General features: G+C 33.0%; 19 protein-coding genes. 6 read left to right on the top strand and 13 right to left on the bottom strand.

Going from position 1 to position 24,755, the window contains the following annotated elements:
- Positions 1 to 92: 92 nt before the first annotated feature.
- From ACP7BT_RS05420 to nrdI, 7 genes are all read right to left on the bottom strand, one after another.
- Positions 93 to 1,151, bottom strand: a complete 1,059-nt coding sequence (locus ACP7BT_RS05420; protein WP_069821754.1) for a ferrated catecholamine ABC transporter substrate-binding lipoprotein SstD — start codon at positions 1,149 to 1,151, stop codon at positions 93 to 95.
- Between the two features lie 103 nt (positions 1,152 to 1,254).
- Positions 1,255 to 2,055, bottom strand: a complete 801-nt coding sequence (locus ACP7BT_RS05425; RefSeq protein WP_069821753.1) for an ABC transporter ATP-binding protein — start codon at positions 2,053 to 2,055, stop codon at positions 1,255 to 1,257.
- A complete protein-coding gene (locus ACP7BT_RS05430; protein ID WP_002483925.1) occupies positions 2,052 to 3,011 on the bottom strand; it encodes an iron chelate uptake ABC transporter family permease subunit in 960 nt (319 codons plus the stop codon). The genes ACP7BT_RS05425 and ACP7BT_RS05430 overlap by 4 nt, the downstream gene beginning before the upstream one ends.
- Positions 3,001 to 3,969 (bottom strand): ABC transporter permease, encoded by a 969-nt coding sequence (locus ACP7BT_RS05435; RefSeq protein ID WP_069821752.1) that lies wholly within the window; start codon positions 3,967 to 3,969, stop codon positions 3,001 to 3,003. The genes ACP7BT_RS05430 and ACP7BT_RS05435 overlap by 11 nt, the downstream gene beginning before the upstream one ends.
- Positions 3,970 to 4,382: 413 nt before the next feature.
- Entirely contained in the window at positions 4,383 to 5,351 is a 969-nt protein-coding gene (nrdF, locus tag ACP7BT_RS05440; protein ID WP_002483928.1) for a class 1b ribonucleoside-diphosphate reductase subunit beta, read from the bottom strand.
- Between the two features lie 121 nt (positions 5,352 to 5,472).
- Positions 5,473 to 7,578 (bottom strand): class 1b ribonucleoside-diphosphate reductase subunit alpha, encoded by a 2,106-nt coding sequence (gene nrdE / locus ACP7BT_RS05445; RefSeq protein ID WP_037538966.1) that lies wholly within the window; start codon positions 7,576 to 7,578, stop codon positions 5,473 to 5,475.
- Complete coding sequence (gene nrdI / locus ACP7BT_RS05450) at positions 7,541 to 7,939, bottom strand: class Ib ribonucleoside-diphosphate reductase assembly flavoprotein NrdI (RefSeq protein ID WP_069821751.1); 399 nt, start codon at positions 7,937 to 7,939, stop codon at positions 7,541 to 7,543. Before nrdI ends, nrdE begins: the two co-directional genes overlap by 38 nt.
- Positions 7,940 to 8,665: 726 nt before the next feature.
- On the opposite strand from nrdI, the gene ACP7BT_RS05455 reads away from it, so the two are divergent.
- The 5 genes from ACP7BT_RS05455 to ACP7BT_RS05475 all read left to right on the top strand — a co-directional run bounded on the left by ACP7BT_RS05455 (position 8,666) and on the right by ACP7BT_RS05475 (position 15,056).
- A complete protein-coding gene (locus ACP7BT_RS05455; protein WP_011303649.1) occupies positions 8,666 to 9,553 on the top strand; it encodes a DMT family transporter in 888 nt (295 codons plus the stop codon).
- A 13-nt stretch (positions 9,554 to 9,566) separates the two neighbouring features.
- The gene (gene queF, locus ACP7BT_RS05460; RefSeq protein ID WP_002483932.1) at positions 9,567 to 10,067 is read left to right on the top strand and encodes a preQ(1) synthase; all 501 of its coding nucleotides are present in this window, start codon (positions 9,567 to 9,569) and stop codon (positions 10,065 to 10,067) included.
- A gap of 182 nt (positions 10,068 to 10,249) precedes the next feature.
- Positions 10,250 to 11,764, top strand: a complete 1,515-nt coding sequence (locus ACP7BT_RS05465; protein WP_011303650.1) for a peptide MFS transporter — start codon at positions 10,250 to 10,252, stop codon at positions 11,762 to 11,764.
- Between the two features lie 369 nt (positions 11,765 to 12,133).
- Positions 12,134 to 13,639 (top strand): peptide MFS transporter, encoded by a 1,506-nt coding sequence (locus ACP7BT_RS05470; protein WP_002483934.1) that lies wholly within the window; start codon positions 12,134 to 12,136, stop codon positions 13,637 to 13,639.
- A gap of 457 nt (positions 13,640 to 14,096) precedes the next feature.
- Entirely contained in the window at positions 14,097 to 15,056 is a 960-nt protein-coding gene (locus ACP7BT_RS05475) for a diacylglycerol/lipid kinase family protein (protein ID WP_426303747.1), read from the top strand.
- Between the two features lie 169 nt (positions 15,057 to 15,225).
- On the opposite strand, the gene ACP7BT_RS05480 is transcribed toward ACP7BT_RS05475, so the two are convergent.
- The 6 genes from ACP7BT_RS05480 to ACP7BT_RS05505 form a co-directional block, all read right to left on the bottom strand.
- On the bottom strand, positions 15,226 to 15,774 hold the full coding sequence (locus tag ACP7BT_RS05480; protein ID WP_210124671.1) for a 5' nucleotidase, NT5C type: 549 nt from the start codon (positions 15,772 to 15,774) through the stop codon (positions 15,226 to 15,228).
- A gap of 177 nt (positions 15,775 to 15,951) precedes the next feature.
- Positions 15,952 to 17,007, bottom strand: coding sequence for a histidinol-phosphate transaminase (gene hisC, locus ACP7BT_RS05485; protein ID WP_041079716.1), 1,056 nt, complete (start codon positions 17,005 to 17,007; stop codon positions 15,952 to 15,954).
- A gap of 158 nt (positions 17,008 to 17,165) precedes the next feature.
- Positions 17,166 to 18,683, bottom strand: a complete 1,518-nt coding sequence (locus ACP7BT_RS05490) for an ABC transporter permease/substrate-binding protein (protein ID WP_041079717.1) — start codon at positions 18,681 to 18,683, stop codon at positions 17,166 to 17,168.
- Positions 18,680 to 19,642, bottom strand: coding sequence for an ABC transporter ATP-binding protein (locus ACP7BT_RS05495; RefSeq protein ID WP_002483940.1), 963 nt, complete (start codon positions 19,640 to 19,642; stop codon positions 18,680 to 18,682). The genes ACP7BT_RS05490 and ACP7BT_RS05495 overlap by 4 nt, the downstream gene beginning before the upstream one ends.
- A gap of 308 nt (positions 19,643 to 19,950) precedes the next feature.
- Positions 19,951 to 21,729, bottom strand: coding sequence for a DNA helicase RecQ (gene recQ, locus ACP7BT_RS05500; RefSeq protein ID WP_011303656.1), 1,779 nt, complete (start codon positions 21,727 to 21,729; stop codon positions 19,951 to 19,953).
- 13 nt (positions 21,730 to 21,742) lie between these two features.
- Entirely contained in the window at positions 21,743 to 23,626 is a 1,884-nt protein-coding gene (locus ACP7BT_RS05505; RefSeq protein WP_115338645.1) for an ABC-F family ATP-binding cassette domain-containing protein, read from the bottom strand.
- A gap of 112 nt (positions 23,627 to 23,738) precedes the next feature.
- On the opposite strand from ACP7BT_RS05505, the gene ACP7BT_RS05510 reads away from it, so the two are divergent.
- A complete protein-coding gene (locus tag ACP7BT_RS05510; protein ID WP_041079719.1) occupies positions 23,739 to 24,557 on the top strand; it encodes a ZIP family metal transporter in 819 nt (272 codons plus the stop codon).
- Positions 24,558 to 24,755 lie beyond the last annotated feature (198 nt).

The following is a 24,755-nucleotide window of genomic DNA, read 5'->3' on the forward strand; positions in this document are numbered from 1 at the left end:
TGAATAATTTAACGTTTTAACTTATTTTCTTTTCAACAAAAAAGCGCCTAGAATAAATTCCAGACGCTTTTTTCAATCAATATCCCCACATTTTAATGCTTTTTTATTTTTTCCATCGCTTTTTCAACTTCATCGATTTGTTTTATCGCTGTTGTTGTTGATCCACTAGCAAAATACCAAAGTTTTGGATCTAATTCATACACTTTATTATCTTTGATTGCTTTAACATCTTTAATAACGTCATTACCTAATGCTTTTTTAGCTGTAGCGTTATCACTTACTGCTTGACCACGGTCCATTGCGAAAATAATACTTGGATCTTTCTCAGCAATATATTCATTTGTAACGTTTTGACCATGTTGGCTATCTTTAATGTTATCATCTGCAGGAGTGAAGCCCATTGTATCGAAAATCATCGAACCGAAACGTTCACCAGAACCAAATGTTGATAATTCACCTTCATTAACTAATAAGAATAATGCTTTATCATTTTTTAGATCTTTTGTTTTTTCTTTCATACTAGCAATTTTATCATCTAATTCTTTATTTAATGATTTAGCTTTATCTTCTTTATCATAAATTTTCCCTAGATTTTCTGCATTTTTCTTCAATGAATTCAATTCATCTTTATCGTCTGCACCAACATAAACAACTTTTGCATCAGGTGCTGCTTTTTTAAATTCATCTAGGTTTTTTTGATTTGCTGTACGTCCAGATATGTATATTACGTCTGGTTTAGCTTCTGCAATTTTATCGAAATTAACTTCTTTAAGACTACCAGTATTTAAATACTTATCATCTTTGAAATCACTTAAGAAATCAGGTAATGACTTGTTACCTTCACCTTTAGGAAGCGCTTTAACTTTATCTTGAAGACCAAGTTCTTTCATTGTATCTAATGCACCATAATCTAAAACAACTGCCTTTTCAGGATTTTTAGGCACTTCAACTGTTTCTTTAACAGTCTTGGCATCACTACCATCACGCTTTTCACCATTTGCTTTATAATTATTTTCAATTTTTACAGTTTCATTTGAATCTTTACTCTTCGAATCAGTGTCTGAAGATTTTTTATCTTCTGATCCGCCATTACTACATGCTACTAATAAAAACATTAACCCAACTACTAATAATAATCCTAACTTTTTCATGTGCTTAACTCCTCCTGAATTTTTAATATGTACTACCTTCTATGTCCCTAAAAGTTTAACAACGTTACGGTTGCATCACTCCCTTCAAAGTCCACGCATCATCTTACATCGACTGTGCAAATGATAATTCCGGCACTTCGGTCACTTCATCGTAATAAATACAAATACGTTGTCCACGAATCTCTTCAATTTTGACATCCATATCATATAATTCTTTTAAAATATCTGTTTGGATGACTTCATTTTTCGTACTTGCCTTAACAAGTTGGCCATCTTTCAAAGCAATAATATCGTCTGAATAGCAAGAGGCAAAATTAATATCATGAATAACGACTACAATCGTCTTATCCAACTCTTTGGCTAATCTTCTCAAAGTTTGCATAATTTGAACTGAATGTTTCATATCCATATTATTTAACGGTTCATCAAGTAAAATATAATCCGTATCTTGAGCAATAGTCATTGCTACATAAGCACGTTGACGCTGTCCACCAGAAAGTGTTTTTAAATAACGACCTCTAATTTCAGTAAGATGTAATAACTCGAGTGCATACTCAACTTGATCTCTATCTTCTTGCTTCAAACGCCCCTTGGAATGAGGAAAACGTCCAAATTTAACCAACTCTTCAACCGTTATATTCAATTCTGTATGATTAGATTGTTTTAAAATTGATAGTTTTTTAGCCAAGTCATTACTTTTATAATCTGTAATCGCTTTGCCCTCTATATCGATGGTACCTTCTTCAAAGTCAATTAATCGTGTAATAGCAGACAATAGCGTACTTTTACCTGCACCGTTAGGCCCTATCATCGATGTAAGTCGTCCCTTGCGTATCTCTACATCAATATCTTGCAAAATCACTTTATCTTGTATCGTTTTATTAAGCCCTTGTACTCGTATCAATTCGCATGTCTCCTTTTAATTAATAAATAAATGAAGTAACTGCCACCTACTAAATCAATGATGATACTAACTTGCGTTGTTGCTTGAAAGAAATTCTCTACAATTGCTTGCGCTAAAAACAAACTTATCCAACTTATACAAATGGTTGCCGGTAAAATATATTTGTGTTGATACGTTTTCATTAATTCATGAGCCAAGTTTACTGTCAGTAACCCTAAAAATGTAATTGGTCCTACTAATGCCGTTGAAATAGACACCAAAATTGCAACTAGAATTAATAAAATACGTGTTAATGTCTGATAAGAAATCCCTAAATTGATAGCTTGATCTCGACCTAGTAGCAACACGTCTAAATAAGGTATTGCGTATACAGTAATCATAATTAAAATGATAAGTATCACACCACATAAAGTGACCAATTTCGTATTTGACGCATCAAAATTAGCAAACATTGCGCTTTGTACAGCTAAAAAATCTTCTGGATTGATAATTAATTCTAAAAAGCCTGTGATACTTCTAAAGAATGTGCCTAAAATAATACCAACAAGTAATATTAAATAGACTGAAACATTTCCGATTCTAAAAATGCCTTGAAATAATAATAATGAAAAACCAATCATGACTATGAGTGATATAAGGAAGCTAATGTATAGATTTGTAACAAATACGGATTGTACTCCGAATACAAAAACAATCAATACTTTTACAAACATATATACAGCGTCCAACCCCATAATAGATGGTGTTAAAAGTCTGTTCGTGGTAATCGCTTGGAAAATAACGACAGACGCAGCAATGGCACCACCTACTAAAATCATGAGGATCAATTTACGCAAACGACTTGTAAATTGATATTGGAATATTTCGAAATCAATACCTATAATGAGATACAATCCCGCGATAACCACAGTAATTGCTATTAACGTAAATAATTTAGACTTAGCACTAATTTGCATAATTATGTCGTCCTTTCATTAACAAGATTATGAAAATAACAGTGCCAAAGACCCCAATCGTTAAACCGATATTAATTTCATATGGATATACAATGATTCTGCCAAAAATATCAGAAAACATTACAAATATAGCACCTAGCATCGCTGTATGCGGCAATGCATTTTTCAGATGGTCTCCCCTAAAAATTGAGACAATATTAGGAACAATAAGCCCTAAGAATGGTAACGTGCCTACAGTTACAACAACCAGTGCTGTAATCGTAGCCGTGATAAACAATCCTATATTAATTATTTTTTCATAATTGACTCCTAAGTTATTACTAAAATCTTTCCCCATACCAGCAATAGTAAAATGATTGGCGAATATATATGTAAGTATTAATAAAGGAATGCTTAAGTATAAAATCTCATATCTACCGCTTGTAATAATGGCGAAGTTACCATTTAACCAATTTCCTATACTTTGTACTTTATTGGTTCTCAACGCGATAAATGTTGCAAAACTTGATACGATACCACCTAACATGATGCCTAATAGTGGTATGAAAATGACGTCTGTAAAACGAATATATTGTACTAATTTAACGAAAAGGAAAGTACCTGCAATACTTAAAACTACTGCAAAAATTAACTTTATAATGATATTCTCCTGTGGAAAGAAAATCATTGATAATAAAATACCTAGTTTCGCCCATTCCATCGTTCCAGCAGTAGTAGGACTGACAAATTTATTCTGCATCATTTGTTGCATAATTAAACCAGCTAGCGCTAACGTACTACCCGATATGATGATACTAACCGTTCTCGGAATTCTACTTGAAACAATAATATTCATCTGTGATTCTGTAAGATGGAAAATGTCTGTAATTGATACCTTGCTTACGCCTATAAATAAAGAAAGGATTGTAAGTACCAGTAATATAATAGCTAAGACAATACCATTTAATAAAAATTTCATAAATGACCTACCTCTAACCCTTCCACTATAAAATGCGATGCTCAAACTATATTGGTTATGATAATCATTATCAATACCTATAATAAAATTTTACCATTTTTAATGGTAAATTCAATAGCCTTGAGCAATTTAAACAAAAGTATTTAAATACAATCTATATATGTATAGCGTTATATTTAATATCAAACCTTGAAAAACACACTTTTTTATTTTAATTGTTCATTTTTATGTAATTTTATTCTAATGGACTTTATATAATGTATATCTCTATTTAAATATCATGCCTGTTTATTTTATCCATAAGTAAAAAAACCGAGACATAATGTCTCGGCTTTTCACTTATTATATACGGTTGACTAATGCTTGCTTAAAATTGTACTTTCATCATGACATTTTTATAATTAATAGTGCTTCTACTCGTCAAAAACGAAGTCTTCATCTTTTAATGCTTCTACATTTAACGCTAATGTATAACCATCACCTTTAACTGAAAAGAAGTCATGGTTTTTAGTCGTTGTATCTAAAGCATTTTCAATAATTGGATTGAATTCACGTTCTTCAAAGTACGGATCAAATCCTAAATTAGATAATGCTTTGTTACCATTGTATCTCACATAGTTTAATACATCTTCAGCTAAACCAATATCATCATAAAGTGAATGCGTATAAGCTACCTCATTTTTATATAAATCATCTAATAATTTATACATTTCTTGATCTGCTTGCAGCTTTTCACTTTCTGAAAGTTCATTACGTAAAGATTGAGCATCCATACCAGTAAATACACCATGAATAGATTCATCTAATAAGATTTTACGAATGATTTCTCCAGAAGTCGTCATTTTACCTTGCCCAGCAAGATAAAGCGGATAATAGAAACCTGAATAGAATAAAAATGTTTCTAAGAACACACTTGATACTCGTGCGATATATTGATCATAAATTGAAGCTTCTTTACCCCATAATTTATGATAATTATTGATAATTTTATCTGATTTGTATTTTAAATGTGGTTCTTCAATAACCCATTTATCTAATAAATAGTTTGTTTCACTGGAAGGTAGTAACGTTGTAAAGATATGTGAATAACTTTTAGCATGGATTTGTTCCATCATTGCCATAAATGAATAAACGGCTTTTTTTCTTAAATCCGTAGTATGTAACATAATCAATGGCATGCCATCGTCAGCTTGATGTGTATCTAATCCTGTTAAACCAGCTAATGCTTTTTTAAAAGCCTCTTTTTCAGGATCTGTTAATGTTTTCCAGCTTGCAATATCTTTAGATACTTTAAATTCAGTTTCTACCCACATCTGTGAAATATTTTGTCGCCAAAACATATTCGTCATGTCTTCTTGCGTATTCCAATTGACTGCTTTCATTTAGTTATCGTCCCCTATCCAGTAAATATTTAATTAAGCAGTGATATGCAGCCTAATCTAACCATTGGATAAGGCTGCCTCATAACACCGCTGTTCACTTTGCACGTTTACATTTCATTTATTAAATTGAACAACTTGTACACTCTTCTACACTTAATAATTTATTACGTGTATAGTATAAAGATTTTAGACCTTTATGATGCGCATATACATATAATCTTGATAATTCACGCGTAGAAATTTCAGAATTAACATAAAGAATTGTAGAGATACCCTGGTCAATATGCGTTTGAATCGTTGAGATTAAATCAATTAATTTCATTTGATCCGTATTAAATGCTGACTTGTAATACCACATTGTTTCTGGTGATAGGAATGGCATTGGATAGAATGTTTCCGCATTACCATACGTACGACGTTCGATTTGATCAACGATTGGCATTACAGAACTCGTAGCATTTTGGACATATGAAATACTTTGTGTCGGTGCAATCGCTAAGCGATATGCATGGAAAAGACCGTTTGTTTCCACTTGCTCTTGCAGTGCTTTCCAATCTTCTGGTGTCGGAATTTCTAAACCATCAAATAATTTGCGTACTTTTTCATATTTAGGTTCAAATGTTTGTGAAGTGTAAAATTCAAAATACTTACCATTAGCATAGTCTGATTGTTCAAAATCTTTGTATACTTCTTGTCTTTCTTTAGCGATTTCCATAGAGCGTTCTATAGAATAATAATTCAACATCATAAAGAAAATATTGGCAAAGTCTTTAGCTTCTTCTGATTCATAACCAATTTTATTTTTAGCTAGATAACCGTGTAAATTCATTACACCTAAACCTACAGAATGTAACTCTCTATTGGCTTTCCTAACGCCTGGCGCATTTTGAATATCTGCTTCATCACTCACTACTGTCAATGCATCCATACCTGTATGAACTGAATCTTTAAACTTGCCTGATTCCATAACATTAACGATGTTTAAAGAACCAAGGTTACATGAAATGTCACGTTTAATTTCATCTTCTGTACCGTAATCGTTAATGATAGACGTTTCTTGTAATTGGAAAATTTCAGTACATAAATTACTCATTTTAATTTGGCCAATGTCTGAGTTAGCATGTACCTTATTTGCATTATCTTTGAACATTAAATAAGGATAACCAGATTGCAATTGTGTTTGTGCAATCGTATTTAACATTTCACGTGCATCTTTTTTCTTTTTATCAATATTAGGATTTGCAACAAGTTCATCATAGTATTCATCTAAATTAATGTCATCTAACGTTACACCGTATTCTTTATAAATGGTATGCGGTGCAAACATATGGAAATCTTTTCCTTCTTTTGCTAAATCAAAGAATTTAGATGGCACAATTAAACCAGTTGAAATCGTTGATAAACGTAAATCTTCATCGGCGTTCACTTTTTTCGTATCTAAAAACTCTTCCACATCATAATGAAAAATATTTAAATAAACAGCACCTGCACCAGGTCTTTGACCTAATTGATCTGCATAACTAAAGCCGCCTTCAAGAGATTTTGCAACAGGTAGCACACCTTTCGCTACACCTTTAATTCCTTTGATTGCTTCTCCACGCGCACGTAGTTTAGAAAGATTAATGGCTACGCCGCCCCCAATTTTACTTAATTGCTTTGCAGTTGAATCAATAAAATTAATAGAGTTTAAACTATCATCCGCTTCTAGTAAGAAACAAGATACTAATTCTCCACGACGTGCACGGCCAGCATTTAAGAATGTTGGTGTCGCTGGTTGATATCGTTGTTCCACCATTGCTGAAATAAATTGTTTGGCAGTCGCTTTATGGCCATTAGCTAAATAAAGTGCAACAATCGCTACGTGTTGCTTATAATCTTCTAGATATTGACTTTTATCGTTTGTTTTAAGTGCGTAATCTTTAAAGAATTTACTTGCTGACATGTAACTTGCAAATTTAAACGGAATACTTTTAGCATAATCTGTAATTTCTTGTAGATCAGCTTCTGAATATTTTGCAAACAAATCAAAATAAAAGTCATTGTCAACGAGATAGCGCAAACGCTCAATTTCAGTGTCGAAATAAATTGTTTTATCCTGAATTTCTTCTAAATAAACTTCAAGCGCCTCTTGATCTTTTTCTAAATTAAAAAAGCCATTATCTTTACGTTTCGTTACTTCGTTATTTAACTCAATATGATTGTATTTCTTCTCGTCCATAATCTTCATTGAACTGTCCCACCTTATCTTTAAATTCGCTAATATCATTTTGTGTACCTTGAACTTCAAATTTCATTAGTAAAGGAACTTGATATTTTTCCGCGATAAATCGTCCAGCTTTCGCAAAGTTTTGTCCCCAATTGCGGTTTCCACTAGCTGCAACGCCTCTTAGTAAATCATGATTTATATCTAAAAATGACTGAACTGGTTGTGGTACTTCTCCAAAACCTATCGTTCCAGTGACCAAGATGAATGGTTCTTCAATCTTCTCAGTACAATTATTTTGAGTAATTTCCATAGTGTTAGTAATTTCTGCTTTTTTAATAAATCTACGTACATTACCAGAGAATGAAAAATAAACAACCTTCATTGGATCACCTTCTTTCTAATACTAGTATGTTATTAAGTTCACTTTGACGTTATTAAATAGTACTTTCATCGTATTTATATTTTAAATGTATTATAAGTAACCGTAGCGCACATATTGGGTAACCACAATATATAGTGATTTCTTTTAACTATATGTGATTATGTAAAAACTCAATAATTAAGCATTAATGCTTGATTTGTCATGATTAAACGTCCAAAATAGTGTGATTTTACTTAAAATTTGATTTATTATAAATAAATTGACTACGTCCCAAAACACAATATATTGTGTTTTGTCCTGGTCACAAATACTATATTATGTGTTTCATTATACATAACTCAGAAAGTTATTTAAAGGGCTTTGTTTTTGACAAAAGTTTGAATTCGAAACAGAAATGGCACCAATTCAACGTTAACTCGTACTTTTCTATTTATAAAAAATTTTTTTCGGAATTTAAAGCTATTTTAGTTGCTTTTTTCTAAAACCTTGTAACTATTGATATAGCGTCACTCAGCTTATCATCTAATGCTAAATTGCTCACAATTGAAATTATCTAAGCAATAAAATACTTTGAAATATGTCTTGAATTTCATTGAACCAATACAGAACGTTTGTTCGTATTTTTATGTTATATCATTTCCCTTTTACTTTCAAGTATATATACATAATCTATATAATTATGCTAATATGAATACGTTAAAAATTAAAATAATCGAGGCGATACATATGAATCCTAAAGTTAAAGGAATCATTGCTATCCTAGTTTCAGCAATTGGCTTTAGCTTTATGTCTGTTTTCTTCAGATTAGCTGGTGATTTGCCGGTGTTTCAAAAGTCACTCGCTCGAAATTTAGTAGCTATGTTTATCCCTTTATATTTCATTTATAAATATAAGCAACCCCTATTTGGTAAACTTAGCAGTCAGCCACTTTTAATTTCACGTTCGACTTTAGGTCTAATCGGTGTTTTATTAAATATCTATGCGATAGACCATATGATATTAAGTGACGCTGATACGCTAATGAAACTCAATCCTTTTTGGACTATTTTGCTGAGTTTGATATTTCTAAATGAAAAAGTTCGTAACTATCAAATTATAGCGATGGTCATTGCAATATTCGGTATGTTATTCGTGGTTAAACCAGAATTCTCATCCTCTATGATTCCTGCTATTGGCGGTTTATTCTCTGGTATTTTTGCTGCAAGTGCATATACGTGTGTACGTGCATTGAGCACTCGCGAAGCACCCTATACAATTGTATTTTATTTTTCATTCTTTTCTATTGTAGTATTGATTCCATTTACGATCTTCACATTCGAACCCATGAGTATGATGCAGGTTATTTATTTAATTGGAGCTGGGCTCGCAGCAGCTGCTGGTCAAATTGGTATTACACTAGCCTATAGTTACGCTCCAGCTAAAGACATTTCGATATTCACTTATGCATCGATTATATTTACTGCATTCTTCGGTTTTATATTATTCGGAGAATCACCAGATTTCTATGCAATCTTGGGTTATGTCATTATCATAGCTTCAAGCTACTACATGTTTGAAAAAGCAAGACGCCAACCGCTATCAATTCAAAAAGAAGAACAAAAACCAAAAACATAAGGAGTGCTTTACCATGACAGAAGGACGTAATAAAGAAGAATTAGAAGATATTACATTACTCGGTAATCAAAATAACAAATACGATTTTGATTATAGACCTGACGTTTTAGAGTCGTTTGATAATAAGCATCAGGGACGCGATTATTTTGTTAAATTCAATTGCCCTGAGTTCACATCACTCTGCCCTATTACTGGTCAACCAGATTTCGCTACAATTTATATTTCTTATATTCCAAATATCAAAATGGTTGAATCAAAATCTTTAAAACTTTATTTATTTAGTTTTAGAAATCACGGTGATTTCCACGAAGACTGCATGAACATCATAATGAATGATTTAATCGAACTCATGGACCCTCATTATATTGAAGTTTGGGGCAAGTTCACACCACGTGGTGGCATCTCAATTGATCCATATACCAATTATGGCCGTCCAGATTCTAAATATGAAAAAATGGCAGAACATCGTTTAATGAATCATGATCTTTACCCTGAAAAAATCGATAATCGTTAATTTTTCTTCATTATAATAACTACCCACAAGATCTTAAAGTATCTTGCCGGTAGTTTATTTTTATATTATTTCATTTTTTATTAAATTGATTTCAAACTTAATTTTGCACTATTGAGATATACACTTGTCATTTTTATTAAAAAAGTATAAAATAAATCCAACCATTTAGGGGGAGGGAAATTATGAAAAAAATTAATTATACACACGAAGAAATTATGGAAAGTACTCCAAGAACCGGTTTCTTCGGCCATCCAAAAGGACTAAGTACATTATTCTTCACTGAATTTTGGGAGAGGTTCAGTTACTATGGTATGAAAGCGATACTCATATACTATCTTTACTATAGTGTTGCTGAGGGTGGTTTCGGTCTAAGTCAAGCCGTTGCAATGCAAATTGTTGCTATCTACGGTACATTAATCTACATGTCAGGTGTCATCGGTGGTTGGATTGCCGACAGGATTACCGGCACCCAGAATGCCGTCTTTTATGGTGGCTTCTTGATTATGATAGGTCATATCTTACTTTCACTACCAAATAACTTAACATTAGTCATGGTAGCACTCGCAGTCATTATTGCTGGTACGGGGTTATTAAAACCTAATATCTCAACGACCGTTGGTGAATTATATGATCGTAACGATGTCCGTCGTGATGCTGCATTCACATTATTTTACATGGGTATTAACTTAGGTAGTTTGACTGCACCGTTATTAACGGGTTACTTACAAACTAGAATTAGTTTCCATGCTGGCTTCTTAGCTGCTGCAATTGGCATGTTCTGTGGTTTAGTCGTTTACGCAATTAAACGTAAGAAAAACTTAGGATTAGCTGGTCGTAATGTTCCTAATCCACTAACTAAGCCTGAACTTAAAAAATTCGGTTTGATATCTGGTGGTATCATTCTATTATTCTTAATTTACTTACTTATCCTGCAATTAAATAATGCTTTAACTTTAGAAAATTTCAGTTTCTTAATTACTATTTTAGGTATCGTATTACCGATTTACATCTTTATTAATATGATTGCGAGTAAAGATGTAACGAAAGATGAACGTTCACGTGTTTACAGTTACATACCTTTATATATCACATCTGTTGCCTTTTGGATGATTCAAGAACAAGGCTCAACGATTTTAGCAACATTCGCAGATAAAAAGACACAATTAGAAATGTCAGTGCTTACAAATGGTTTAATTGACTTTTCGATACCATCAGCTTGGGCACAGTCACTCAACCCAATCTTTATCGTGGTACTTGCACCAATATTTGCAACACTTTGGATGAAATTAGGTAAACACAATCCACCTACCGTTTATAAATTTGCTATCGGTGTAATCGTTGCTGGTTTGTCTTACTTAGTTATGATTATTCCTTTAGCTACAGGCGTTGAATTAATAAATCCATTATGGCTTGTACTCAGTTTCTTATTAATTACAATTGGTGAACTTTGTATATCACCTGTTGGTTTGTCTACAACGACTAAATTAGCACCTGTGACATTTACAGCACGTATGATGAGTTTGTGGATGTTAAGTAATGCTACTGCACAAGGACTTAACGCACAACTTGTTGTTGTCTATACAAAAATAAATCAAAGTGACTATTTTATGTATTCAGGTTTATTTGCAGTCGTTATCGGTATACTTCTATTAATCATTTCACCTAAAGTAAAACGTGCCATGAAAGGCGTTTACTAATCGTTCATATTACTATTTAATATCAACTTATGATTTTAAATGAATTAATATTGCTCATCCAAGCTTATAAAGCTGGATGAGCAGTTTTTTTATTTCCTAATAGTTTTTTATTATAAGGACATTGAGTACAAACATACCCCTCTTCACATTCATTACTGATGCAAAGCAAGCTATATATTATTCATTTTATAATTACATCTAATTATCATCATTTAAATGAGGAAATTAAATGGCATAAAATTGATTGCATAAAATAACAGAACATTCTCAATATTCTTATTTTTAGAATATTATTGCAATTTAATTTAATAAAGCGTAAAATCTTTTTTATATATTTTTATTGGGAGTAAGAAAGGACGGGAATGTTTTATGCAAGACAAATACATAGCGCAAGACTCAGCAGTAGAATCAATTCCTCAAAAAGGATTTTTTGGACATCCTAAAGGACTAGGGGTGCTATTCTTTGTAGAATTTTGGGAAAGATTTAGCTACTATGGTATGCGCGCTTTACTTATCTTTTATATGTATTTCGCTATAAAAGATGGCGGACTAGGTATGGATAAAGGTACCGCACAGTCAGTTATGGCTGTTTACGGTGCACTAATATATATGACATCGGTACTTGGTGGTTGGGTTTCGGATAGAATTACGGGTACACGTGCTGCTACTTTCTATGGTGGTGTACTCATTATTATCGGGCATATTTTCTTAAGTTTACCATTAGATATTGTCGGATTATTTATCTCAATGTTCTTCATTATCGTTGGATCTGGTTTAATGAAACCAAGTATTTCTAATATCGTTGGTCGATTATACCCAGAAAATGATACACGTATTGATGCAGGCTTTGTTATTTTCTATATGTCTGTCAATCTAGGTGGACTTATTTCACCATTGATTCTAAATCAATTCGTAAATACTGGTAATTTCCATGCTGGTTTCTTAATTGCAGCCGTAGGTATGGCGCTTGGTTTAGCTTGGTACATGATATTTAACAAGAAAAATATCGGTAATGTAGGTACAAAACCAACGAATCCATTAAACCAAAGCGAAAAGAAAAAATATGCATTGATATTTATCGTGGCTATTTTAATTATTGCTGCAGTGCTTGTTATTACAGGATTAACTGGTACATTATCATTTAATATCGTTAGTACAACTGTATTGATACTTGGTGTCGCATTACCAATTATCTACTTCACCATTATGATACGCAGTAAAGACGTTACCGATGATGAGCGCTCACGTGTCATTTCATTTATACCATTGTTCCTTTTAGGTGTCGTATTCTGGTCTATTCAAGAACAAGGTGCTAACGTGCTTAACCTATTTGCGTTTGAAAGTAGTGATATGAAATTAAACCTCTTTGGTTGGAAAACAGACTTCGGTCCAGCACTATTCCAATCCATTAACCCATTATTCATCGTGCTATTAGCACCTGTTATCTCACTGATATGGGCGAAAATGGCACGACGCCAACCAAGCTTAGCAACTAAATTTGTACTCGGTGCGTCACTAGCTGGTGCTTCTTACATTATGATTGGTTTAATTGGTCACACATCTGGTAATAATTTAAGTGTTAACTGGGTTATTCTTTCCTACATTATTTGTGTTATTGGTGAATTATGTTTATCTCCTACAGGTAACAGTGCAGCAGTTAAATTAGCACCAAAAGCATTTAACACACAAATGATGAGTTTATGGTTATTAACGAATGCATGTGCGCAAGCAATTAACGGTACCTTAGTTAAATTGATTGAACCTCTTGGCCATAAAAATTACTTCCTACTTTTAGGTGGTATTGCAATCGTAGTCAGCCTTGTTATTCTTGCTTTCATACCAAAAATTGTAAAAGGCATGCGCGGTATTAAATAGTTTCTACAATTTCAAAAAACTATTTATTCTGATGATTTTCATTTTAAAAACATCTGGGTCATACGTACCCATGCTCAAAAAGAGGACTTCCATAAATGGATGAGTCCTCTTTTTTTAAAGTTTTACGATTTTGAATGTCCTTATTGGTCTATGGTTTATGGCTCGAGCTTGAAATCTCTCACGCATACAATGATCCTAGGTATCAACCATTGATACAACATAGATTAAAGTAAGAAAGCCCCTTTTCACCTCTATGTGACACTTATATAGAGATATTTTTTATTGAATGGCTGATTTGCGGCCCCATATATGGAAATTTTTATCACCATACTCAAATACAATTCGCAGATAAACTTGATTAATACATGAATCCCTACATACATATATACGACATTAAACATATTTTTAACTAAAAACGGGTATACTGATATAGATATAAATCTAAAATCAAAGAAATATGGTGAGCACCTTGACTAAAAAACAATTTAAACATGGCGTATTATTTTACCATGAACATACCGGGATTAAAGACATCTATAGAGGTCTAGGAGATGTCGCAACATCCTTAACTACATTTTGTAAACATTTATCAATACAACTCAGTGAAAATGAAGGAGATATTATTACCTTCTGCCAAAAAATTAAAGATAAACGTTACAGTGATGATGTTGATATTATCTTTATTTTAGGCGGCGATGGTACGGTCAATGAGTTAGTTAATGGCATTATGAAGAGTGAATTAGATCTTCCTATTGGTATCATTCCAGGAGGCACATTTAATGATTTTGTAAAAACTTTAAATCTTAATCCACGTCATAAAATGGCCAGCCAACAACTGATGAATGCGGAATTAAGACCTCACGATGTCATGAAGATCAATGATGAATATGCACTCAACTTTGTTGGACTTGGATTAATTGTTCAAAATGCTGAAAATGTACAAAATGGTAATAAAGATATCTTTGGTAAGTTAAGTTATGTAGGTTCTACAGTTAAAACGTTACTTAATCCAGAGCATTTTGATTATAAAATTTCAGTTGATGATCAAACCGTAGACGGTAATACTTCAATGCTCGTCGTAGCCAATGGACCTTTTATAGGTGGAAGTCGTATTCCATTAACCGATTTATCACCTAATGATGGTTATTTAAATACGTTCATCTTCAAAGAACAAAGTTCAAGTGTTTTAAATGATGTATTTAAACAACGTGATAGCATGAATTGGAACAAAATGACAGAAGGCATTAAACATTTACCGGCAAAAAAAATAACGATTGAAACAGATCCACAAATGAAGGTGGATATTGATGGAGAAATTAATCTAAAAACACCTTTAGAAATTGAAGTTATCCCAAATGCTATTCAAATCTTGACATTGCCTGAAGCACAAGCAACGAACCAACCAGAAAGTGAATAAATGATATAGTGATATGAGATGAATTCACTTACATTCATCTCTAACTTATAAATAATGGATCAATTTCATAGCAATAAATAAAACGGTAATTTCTATTGAATTAAAATAGAAATTACCGTTTTTTATTTTTCTAAATGATTTATGTCTCTACCCAATTTTATGACAATGTTTAGATATGATATGCACTATCACCTAGGAAATATTGTTCTACCTCTTTCCAGTTATTAACACGTGTAAATCTATCATCATTAATATTATGTGTAGCCGTATATATAATTGGTGTACCCTTGAAAATACTTAGTTGTCTTGGGTTATCATCAATTAAATAATCTGCATATACAATATCTTTTCTACCACAAAATACAAAATGCTGTGGATCTAAGAATGGGAAGTACTCTCTTAACCACGCGTATTTATCATGAAATGACGTTGGAACGTCCATTGCTGCAGTTGCGATAAACACATCATAGTGTTCTGTTAATTTTTTAACAACATCTTGCGCATCTGACATCACTTTTAATTTCTTAAAAAAACCAGGCTCCCTTAAAATTTCAGTTAACAAACCATCATGCTCTGGCATGGCATGTCTCAACTTAATGCCATCTAACATATCAATCGTAATCCCTAAGTCTGTACGTTGATTGACATCTTCAATCAATGCACCTACAGTATCTGCAAGCACTTCGTCCATATCAATCGCAATCTTCTTTTTTGTCATGTCTCACTCTACTCCCTTTTCAATTCATAATCTAAAATAAATAGCACACGATACATCGTCATACAGGCTAAATCTAATAGTTAATATTTATTTAAGTATAGCAAAAACGTTCAACGAAACCAAAATTGCAATAAAATTACACATTTAGTAACGTAGAACGTTTCGTTCATACACCTTTTATAAAGTAAACTGCGCTAATACTTCACGCATTTTTGCATTTTGTTCTGGGAAACCGATCGTAATTCTTACGCCATTCGGAAATTCTCTTGTTATGCATCCCACATTGAGTAATGCTTCATATAATTCATGTGGTTTGTCCGTCTTAACAAAGACAAAATTAGTTTGGCTTGGGTAAAAGTGATCACTTTGTGATAATTCAAAGAATTTTTCTCTTTCCTCTGCATTACGTTCACGGATAGAAGCTAAGTATTCTTGATCTTCCAACGCAGCTAATGCAGCATATTCAGATAAACGTCCTACGTTAAATGGTGGACGTATGATATTATACTTTTCAATGGCTTCTTTTGCTGCAATTACATAACCAATACGCATGCCTGCTAAGCCATATGCTTTTGAAAATGTACGCAATAAAAATGCGTTTTCAAATTCTTGTTGTAAAGCTAAAGTATCTGGAAAATCTTTGGCTGTAGCGAATTCTACGTATGCTTCATCTACAATCACTGGAATATGACTTGGTACACGTTCCAAGAAATTGCGAAGCGCATCATGTGTAAAATATCTACCAGTCGGATTATTTGGATTACATAACCATACCAGTTTAGTATCATTATCTATTTCTGATAAGATGCCATCCAAATCAAATTCACCGTTTTGTAATGGAACTTGCACCACATTTGCAGATTCTACAATTGCGTTATGATAATATTGGCCAAACGTCATCTCGCTCGTCACAATTTTATCACCAGGCGTCAATACTGCTCTCGAAATCATTAAAATGACTTCATCTAAACCTGCACCAAATAAAATGCGTGCTGGGTCTATATTTAAATGTTTGCTAATTGCCTCTTTGATTAATGGAGAACCTGTTTCTGGATAATATTGCAATTCATCTAAATGTGCTTGAATTGCTTCTTTAACTTTTGGTGACGGACCATATAAATTCTCATTCGATGCTAATTTATGTAATTCGCCTTTAATACCATAATTTTCTTTTAATGCTCTAGGTGATAACCCAGGTTCATATGCTGATAATTGGTCTATTTGTTTCTTCATTGTTGTATCGGTCCTCCTTGAATTTACAGAAATTTCAAAACTTAATAACCATTATAAACCCAATGTTCAACGAAAATCAATGCATCCTTATCATCAAATTAAGTTTAAAATATGAGGCCAGTACATCATTAGATGTCTCAGCCTCATATTTTTGTATACTAATGTTTTATTAAATTGTGTTTTTCTAAATAATCTTTTGCCACTTGATATGGATCTTTATTCTTAACGGTTACATCATAATTCATCTGTTGCATATCTTCATCTGAAATTTTACCTTCTAATTTATTCAGTGGTTTTTTAATTTCTGGATGTTCTTTTAAGTATGATTCCTTAAACATAGGTGCCCCTTGATAAGGTGGGAAGACATGTTTATCATCTTCTAATACAACCATATCATATTCTTTAAGTTCAGCATCTGTTGAATAAGCATCAATCAAATTAATGTCTCCATTTTCAATTGCTTGATAACGTAATTTAGGCTCCATTGTTTTCACGTCACCTAAATCAAGGTCATATGCTTTTTTAACGGCAGGATAACCATCGCCACGATCATTAAATTCTAAAGTAAAGCCAGGTTTAATCTGATCACTTACTTTATTTAAATCACCAATCGTCTTAATATGATGTGCTTCTGCAAAGTCTCTTTTAACTGCTAAAGCATACGTATTGTTGTATTTCATTGGTTTCAGCATTGTCATATCAAATTTATCTTCCAGACTAGATTTTGCTTGTTGATAGACTTGCGCTTCTTTTTTAGATTTTAAATCCTCTTTTGTTAGTTCACCTAGTACCGTACCTGTAAACTCTAAATAGCCATCAATGTCATCCGATTTTAATGCATTAAATAAGAATGATGTTTTTCCCATACCGTCTTTAACTTCTACAGTATCCTCGGTATCTTGTTCAATTAAAATCTTATACATATTCGTAATCACAGATGGCTCAGAACCTAATTTACCTGCTAGAGTCACTTTGTCACCCTTTTGACCTAGCATAGGCGCAATAATCACTAATAATAAAATAATTACAATGACGCCAAGCGAAATAAGTAATTTTTTATATGACATGTTTTGCATATATCTTAAAACTAAATCAAATAGTATAGCTAATAATGCTGCTGGAATGGCACCAATTAGTATTAATGAAGTATCATTTCGGTCGATACCTAACAAGATAAGATCACCTAAACCACCAGCACCTATTAATGCTGCAAGTGTAGCAGTCCCAATAATTAAAACCATCGCTGTTCTAATACCAGCCATAATAACAGGCATAGCAATAGGTAATTCGACTTTCGAAAGACGTCGTCCAGGTTTCATACCTATCCCTTTTGCCGCTTCCACTAGTGATGGATCCACTTCGTTTATACCTGTATATGTATTTCTTAAAATAGGTAATAATGCATATACAACTAACGCAATCACCGCTGGTACTTTACCAATACCGAACAACGGGATCATAAGACCTAATAAAGCAAGAGAAGGTATTGTTTGTAACACTGCAGCAATATTCATAATAACTTCAGACAATTTACGTGTCTTTGTTAAGGCAATACCTAATGGTACACCTATTAAAGCCGCAATCAACAGAGCAATAAATGAAATTTGAATATGTTCAAATATCGTGGTTAATAATTCTCCCCTACGTTGAATGAGTGTATCTATGAAGGTATTCATTCATGATGACCTCCTTTACGTTCCGATAATATTTCAAAAATGTCCTGACGACTTAACACGTGTTGCGTAGCATTTGTAATATCTTGAACGATAATTGTTTCATGACTTGCTAACGCTGAATAGATATCTTTCACGTATTTGTCACTATCGATAACAGGATAACCTGCTTTCACATCTTGCTCATGGATAGGAAGTCCATCAATGATTTCTGATAATTTTAAATCATTAACCGTACGTTGTAATTGATTTCCCATAAATTGTTTCACAAAGTCATTTTTAGGATGATTGATGAATCCTTCTGGCGTATCAATTTGTTCTACATGACCTTTATTTAACAAACAAATTCTATCTCCCAATTTCATTGCTTCTTGAATATCATGTGTCACAAAAATAATCGTTTTCTTGATTTGTTGTTGAAGTTCTAATAAATCATCTTGTAATTTCTCTCGACTAATGGGATCTAACGCACTAAATGGCTCATCCATTAAGATAACTGGTGGATCGGCTGCTAATGCTCGAACAACGCCTACACGTTGTTGTTGACCACCAGATAGCTCATCAGGTTTTCTATTTTTATATGTTTCTGGTTCTAAACCAACCATATCCATGAGTTCTTCAACACGCTGATTCGTTGTTTGTTCATTCCATTTTTTCATCTGTGGTACTTGCGCAATGTTTTCTTTAATTGTCATATGTGGAAATAAAGCAATTTGTTGCAACACATACCCAATATCCCATCTCATTTCATAAACAGGATAGTCACTTATCGGCTTATCATTAAAATAGATGTAACCTTCTGAAAGTGAGATTAATCTATTAATCATCTTTAAAGTTGTCGTCTTACCGCAACCAGATGGCCCAATCAATACAAAAAATTCCCCTTTTTGTATATTGAAACTGATATCATCTACGGCTGTTTTATCCCCATAACGTTTTACTACATTTTTAAATTCTATCACTTTATCACCTTCACTTTAATATACTCAAATTACAATTATTATAGTTTATTCCCTATTTATATATAATTTATGTATTATTCATCAAAAACTCAAAACAACATTAAACATACATCTTATAAAACTTTTTATAAAAATAGCGAAGTTAATTTTTAACAAAAACTAAATCTATGGCATACATGGTTGCATAGAAATATTAATTATTGTCAAATTAACTTCGCAGTTATGTTGTTCATGATAAGTACACATTTTCATTTATATTATTATTAAGTATATAGATATATTTTTGAAAATTAAAATGTTTTGCTCATTTAACTTTTAGCTTTGTATGTTTGGATTTTTTCTAAAAACATTGGACAGTAATGCTTTAATTTATAACTTCCTACACCATCAATCAAAATCATCTCTTGTTTAGATTCTGGTTTTCTTTTTGCAAATTCTTCTAATGTGAAATCTGAGAATATGCTGACTGGTGGAATACTTAACGACTCACTTAATTGCTTGCGTACGTTAATTAATTCATCAAACAATGCACGGTCTACACCTTCGACCGTATTGATATTTACTTTCTCTTTTGACTTACGTTTAAATGGTGTTGTATATACATCTACTTGGTTATTCAATAATTCTTTGACTGAATTATCACAAGTTAAAATTTCATCGTGTTCATTTAAAAATCCTTTAAATCTAAGTTCATCAATAAGGTGACTGAGATCAGATGTTGTATAATTTTTCATAATGCCATGTGTTGATAGCTGATGATAATCACAATAGCGAATATAATCTGACTCTTCGCCTCTCAACACTTGAATAATCACACTATAACTTTCTTGTTGTTTCATACGTGCAATACAACTGACAATCATCTTAGCTTCATCCGTCATATTGTACGTTTTATTTTCAACGACACAATTACTACATTGGCCACATTCTTCTAATTTTTCATTTGGCTCAAAATAATGAACAAGCGTCGCTTCCAGACATTTCTTAGTTTTAGTATAAAGTATCATTTTATTAAGCTTTTCACCCATTTTATCTTTGTAATCATCGTCTGCTTTTGATGATGAAATAAAATATTGGTGCAAGCCAATATCACGTTCACTAAATAGCAATATACAATCACTATTTAAACCATCACGTCCTGCACGTCCTGCTTCTTGATAATAAGATTCTAAATCACCTGGCATATTGTAATGGATCACAAAACGAACATTAGATTTGTCAATTCCCATACCAAATGCGTTGGTAGCTACTACAACACGGACACGGTCATAAACAAAATCGTTCTGTGCTGCCTCACGTTCTTTATTAGAAAGCCCAGCGTGGTATATGGTACTATCTACGCCGTTGTTTTCTAAAGCGTCATGTAATTCTTCTACTTGTTTACGCGTTGAACAATAAATAATACCCGCTGCATTTTTATGTTCTTTGACGTACTCCATCACAAATTTCTGACGTTGATAAGTCGGATTTACTTTAAAAACTAAATTACGTCGTTTTGTACTTGTTTTAACCTCATCATGCTTACCAATATTCAAACGTTCCATGATGTCTTTTTGAACTTCTATCGTGGCTGTCGCTGTAAGTGCTACAATCGTAAAATCTTGTGGTAATGCAAACACTTTATGAATAACATCTTGATAACTCGGTCTAAAATCATGACCCCATTTTGAAATACAATGTGCTTCGTCAAATGCAACTAAATGAATAGATAGTTGTTGTAATAATCTTATAAAATAAACATTATCAAAACGTTCCGGTGCAACATATAAAAATTGAATCTCACCTTTTCGAAGTTGGGTCTCAATTTCTTTTTGTTGCTTTTGCGTCAAACTACTATTTAAGTAAGCTGCATGTATACCCATGGCCTTTAATTGATCAACTTGGTCTTTCATCAAAGAAATTAATGGGCTGATGACAATCGTTGTTCCACCCAACATTAATCCTGGTACTTGATAACAAATTGATTTTCCCCCACCAGTTGGTAACACACCTAGCACATTTTGATGGTTCATGACTCTAGTTATGATTTCTTTTTGACCAGGACGATAAGTGTCATAGCCAAAATAATGTGATAATGTTGACTCCATGTTATAAAATCCCTCATTGTTCTTTTAGTTCTTCAAGTTCGCTCCATCTTGAGATATCTGTTTCATACTGTTCATTTAATTGCTTTTGTTCTTCATTCAACGCTTTTATCTTAGCGTAATCTGAACTTGCTGCAACCATTTCTTCATCAATCTCTTCTAATCTCTGTTCAGTTGTATCAATACGTTCAATGATAGTTTCATATTCTTTTTGCTCTTTATATGATAAACCTTTTTTCTTTTTCTTCTCATTATTTGTTTTATCTTTTGATTGTTGTTTAGCCTGTTGTTCTATCTTTTGATCTTGCTCTTTTTTATATGCTTCGTAATCCTCAAACGTACCGATGATGCGTTCCATTTTTCCGTCATGAATATACCAATATTCCTGAGCGACTTTATTTAAAAAGTATCGATCATGGCTGACAGTGATGACGGCACCACCAAATGTCTCAACATAATCTTCAAGAATTGTAAGTGTCTCTGTATCTAAATCATTTGTTGGTTCATCTAGTAGTAGCACATTCGGTTGATGGACTAATAATTTTAAAAGATATAACCTTTTTTGCTCGCCACCTGATAATTTATAGATTTTTTTACCATGTGTTGCACTTGGAAATAGAAATCTTTCAAGCAATTGCGTTATAGATACGGAAGTGCCATCTTTTTCTTTAGCAACTTCACTTTCTTCTCTTAAATAGTCAATCATCCTGATGTCGCGCTCGAGACGCTCTTCTGTTTGTTTAAAATATGCGACCTTAACGGTTTGACCAATTTTAAGATTACCTTCATAACTTTGATCTTCACCGCTCAATATATTCAGTAATGTTGTCTTACCTGCGCCATTTGGCCCCACAATACCTATTTGTTGGCCACTTTGAATGATTTGTGTGATGTCTTCAAATAGCGTTTTATCATTTATCCGTTTGGTTAAATGCTCTAATTCAAACACTTGTTTTCCAAGTCTTGAATATGCCAAATTCAACGATGCTTTATCTTGATGTTGTTGTCCTTTCACATCTTGTTCCAAATCATTAAATCTGTTCTTTCTAGCTTGTTGTTTAGTAGAACGGGCTTTAACACCAGCACGCATCCATGCGAGTTCTTTTTTATATAAGGATTGTTGCTTAGCCTGTTGTTTTTGTTCTATGACTTCATTTTCAGCACGTTTAGCAATATAAGCTTCATAATTACCTGTATATGTCGTGAGTTTACCGCGATCAAGTTCTATGATGCGTGACGATACTTCATTTAAAAAGTAACGATCATGCGTTACAAACAATACTGTATGCGGATATTGTTTTACATAATTGATTAACCAATTGATAGATTCAAAATCTAAATGGTTGGTAGGTTCATCTAAGAGTAGTAAATCAGGTTGTTCTATTAATGTTTTAGCTAAGCCAACCCTTTTTTGTTGACCACCAGAAAGTGCACTCACTTCTTTCGTCGTGTCATTAATACCTAATTTTGACAGAATCGTTTTAATTTCTGCACTATAATCCCACGCCTGATAATTATCCATCTCTTCTTGTGCATGCATCATTTTTTTGAAATCATCATCGCTTTGTGTTGCAGTATATTGATTTAAAGCTGATTCATATGCACGAATCACTTGTAGTGTTTTCGTTTCTGAAGTTAATACAGCTTCAAATACAGTCATATTACGATCAAATTCTTGCTTTTGCGAAGAATATCTAATGCGATAGGCGTTAGGATGCGAGACTTCAGCATTAAAGTCTTCATCTAATCCAGCTATCACTTGGAGTAGTGTACTTTTTCCTGTACCGTTTATACCTACAAGTCCTATTTTTTCACCTTCAGAAATAGACAATTGCAAATCATCAAAAATGATTTTATCGGCATATGATTTATGTAAATGTTCAATTTTGTATGCTTCCATTGTCCAACATCCTTTTAAATATCGAAAATTATAATTATTTCTGTTAAACTTAATTTCAGTTCTATATATTATACACCTTTTTGAACTCAAATGATACAAAGGAGCGAAGCTTATGTCGGAAAATTTCCAAAACTTACCTCCTTATATCCAAGCATTAATAGCAGGTATTATCACTTGGCTACTAACTGCATTAGGAGCAGCAGCGGTCTTTATTTTTAAAAGAGTAAACGACAAAATATTAAATTCTATGCAGGGGTTTGCTGCAGGTATAATGATTGCAGCAAGTTTTTGGTCTCTTTTACAACCAGCTATTGACTATGGCGAAGGTTCATCAGTAGCATGGTTACCCGCTGCTATCGGTTTTCTATTGGGCGGTCTTTTCATTCGTGGATTAGATTTAGTCATCCCACATATACACCCTAACACCCAAGACACAAACCAATACCACGAAGGTGTAAGTACTAAAAAACTCAATAAAAACACGTTACTTGTTTTAGCTATTACACTCCATAACATTCCTGAAGGCCTATCAATCGGTGTCGCATTTGGCGGTATTGTATCTGGTAATGGACAAGCGACATTTTTAGGTGCACTTGGACTCGCAATTGGTATTGGTATCCAGAATATTCCTGAAGGCGCTGCCCTATCTATGCCGATACGAGCTGCAGGAGCCTCAAGATGGAAAGCTTTTAATTATGGACAAGCATCCGCAATCGTTGAACCTATATTTGCAACGATTGGTGCAGCAGCCGTATTAATTATTACACCCATGCTACCATATGCGTTAGCATTTGCTGCAGGTGCAATGATATTCGTTGTGGTTGAAGAACTAATCCCTGATTCCCAAGCCAGTAATAACACTGATCTTGCAACGTTAAGTTTAATGGTTGGTTTCACAATCATGATGATACTTGATGTAGCTCTAGGATAAGAGATAAGGCATACGATCATACCCTATTCAAACTTTATAGGATTTCCAGTAAAAAACGTCAATTTCTATTTTTTATACATAGAAATTGACGTTTTTTCTTTTATAAAATTTTTAGCACATTGTGACGCATTCACCATACGCAATCAATGCGCGTACTTATCGATTACGTTATAAAAATAAGCGCCCGAGACTTTGGTG

The sequence above is a fragment of the Staphylococcus sp. Y174-1 genome (assembly GCF_049897865.1).
GTDB classification, from domain to species: domain Bacteria; phylum Bacillota; class Bacilli; order Staphylococcales; family Staphylococcaceae; genus Staphylococcus; species Staphylococcus saprophyticus.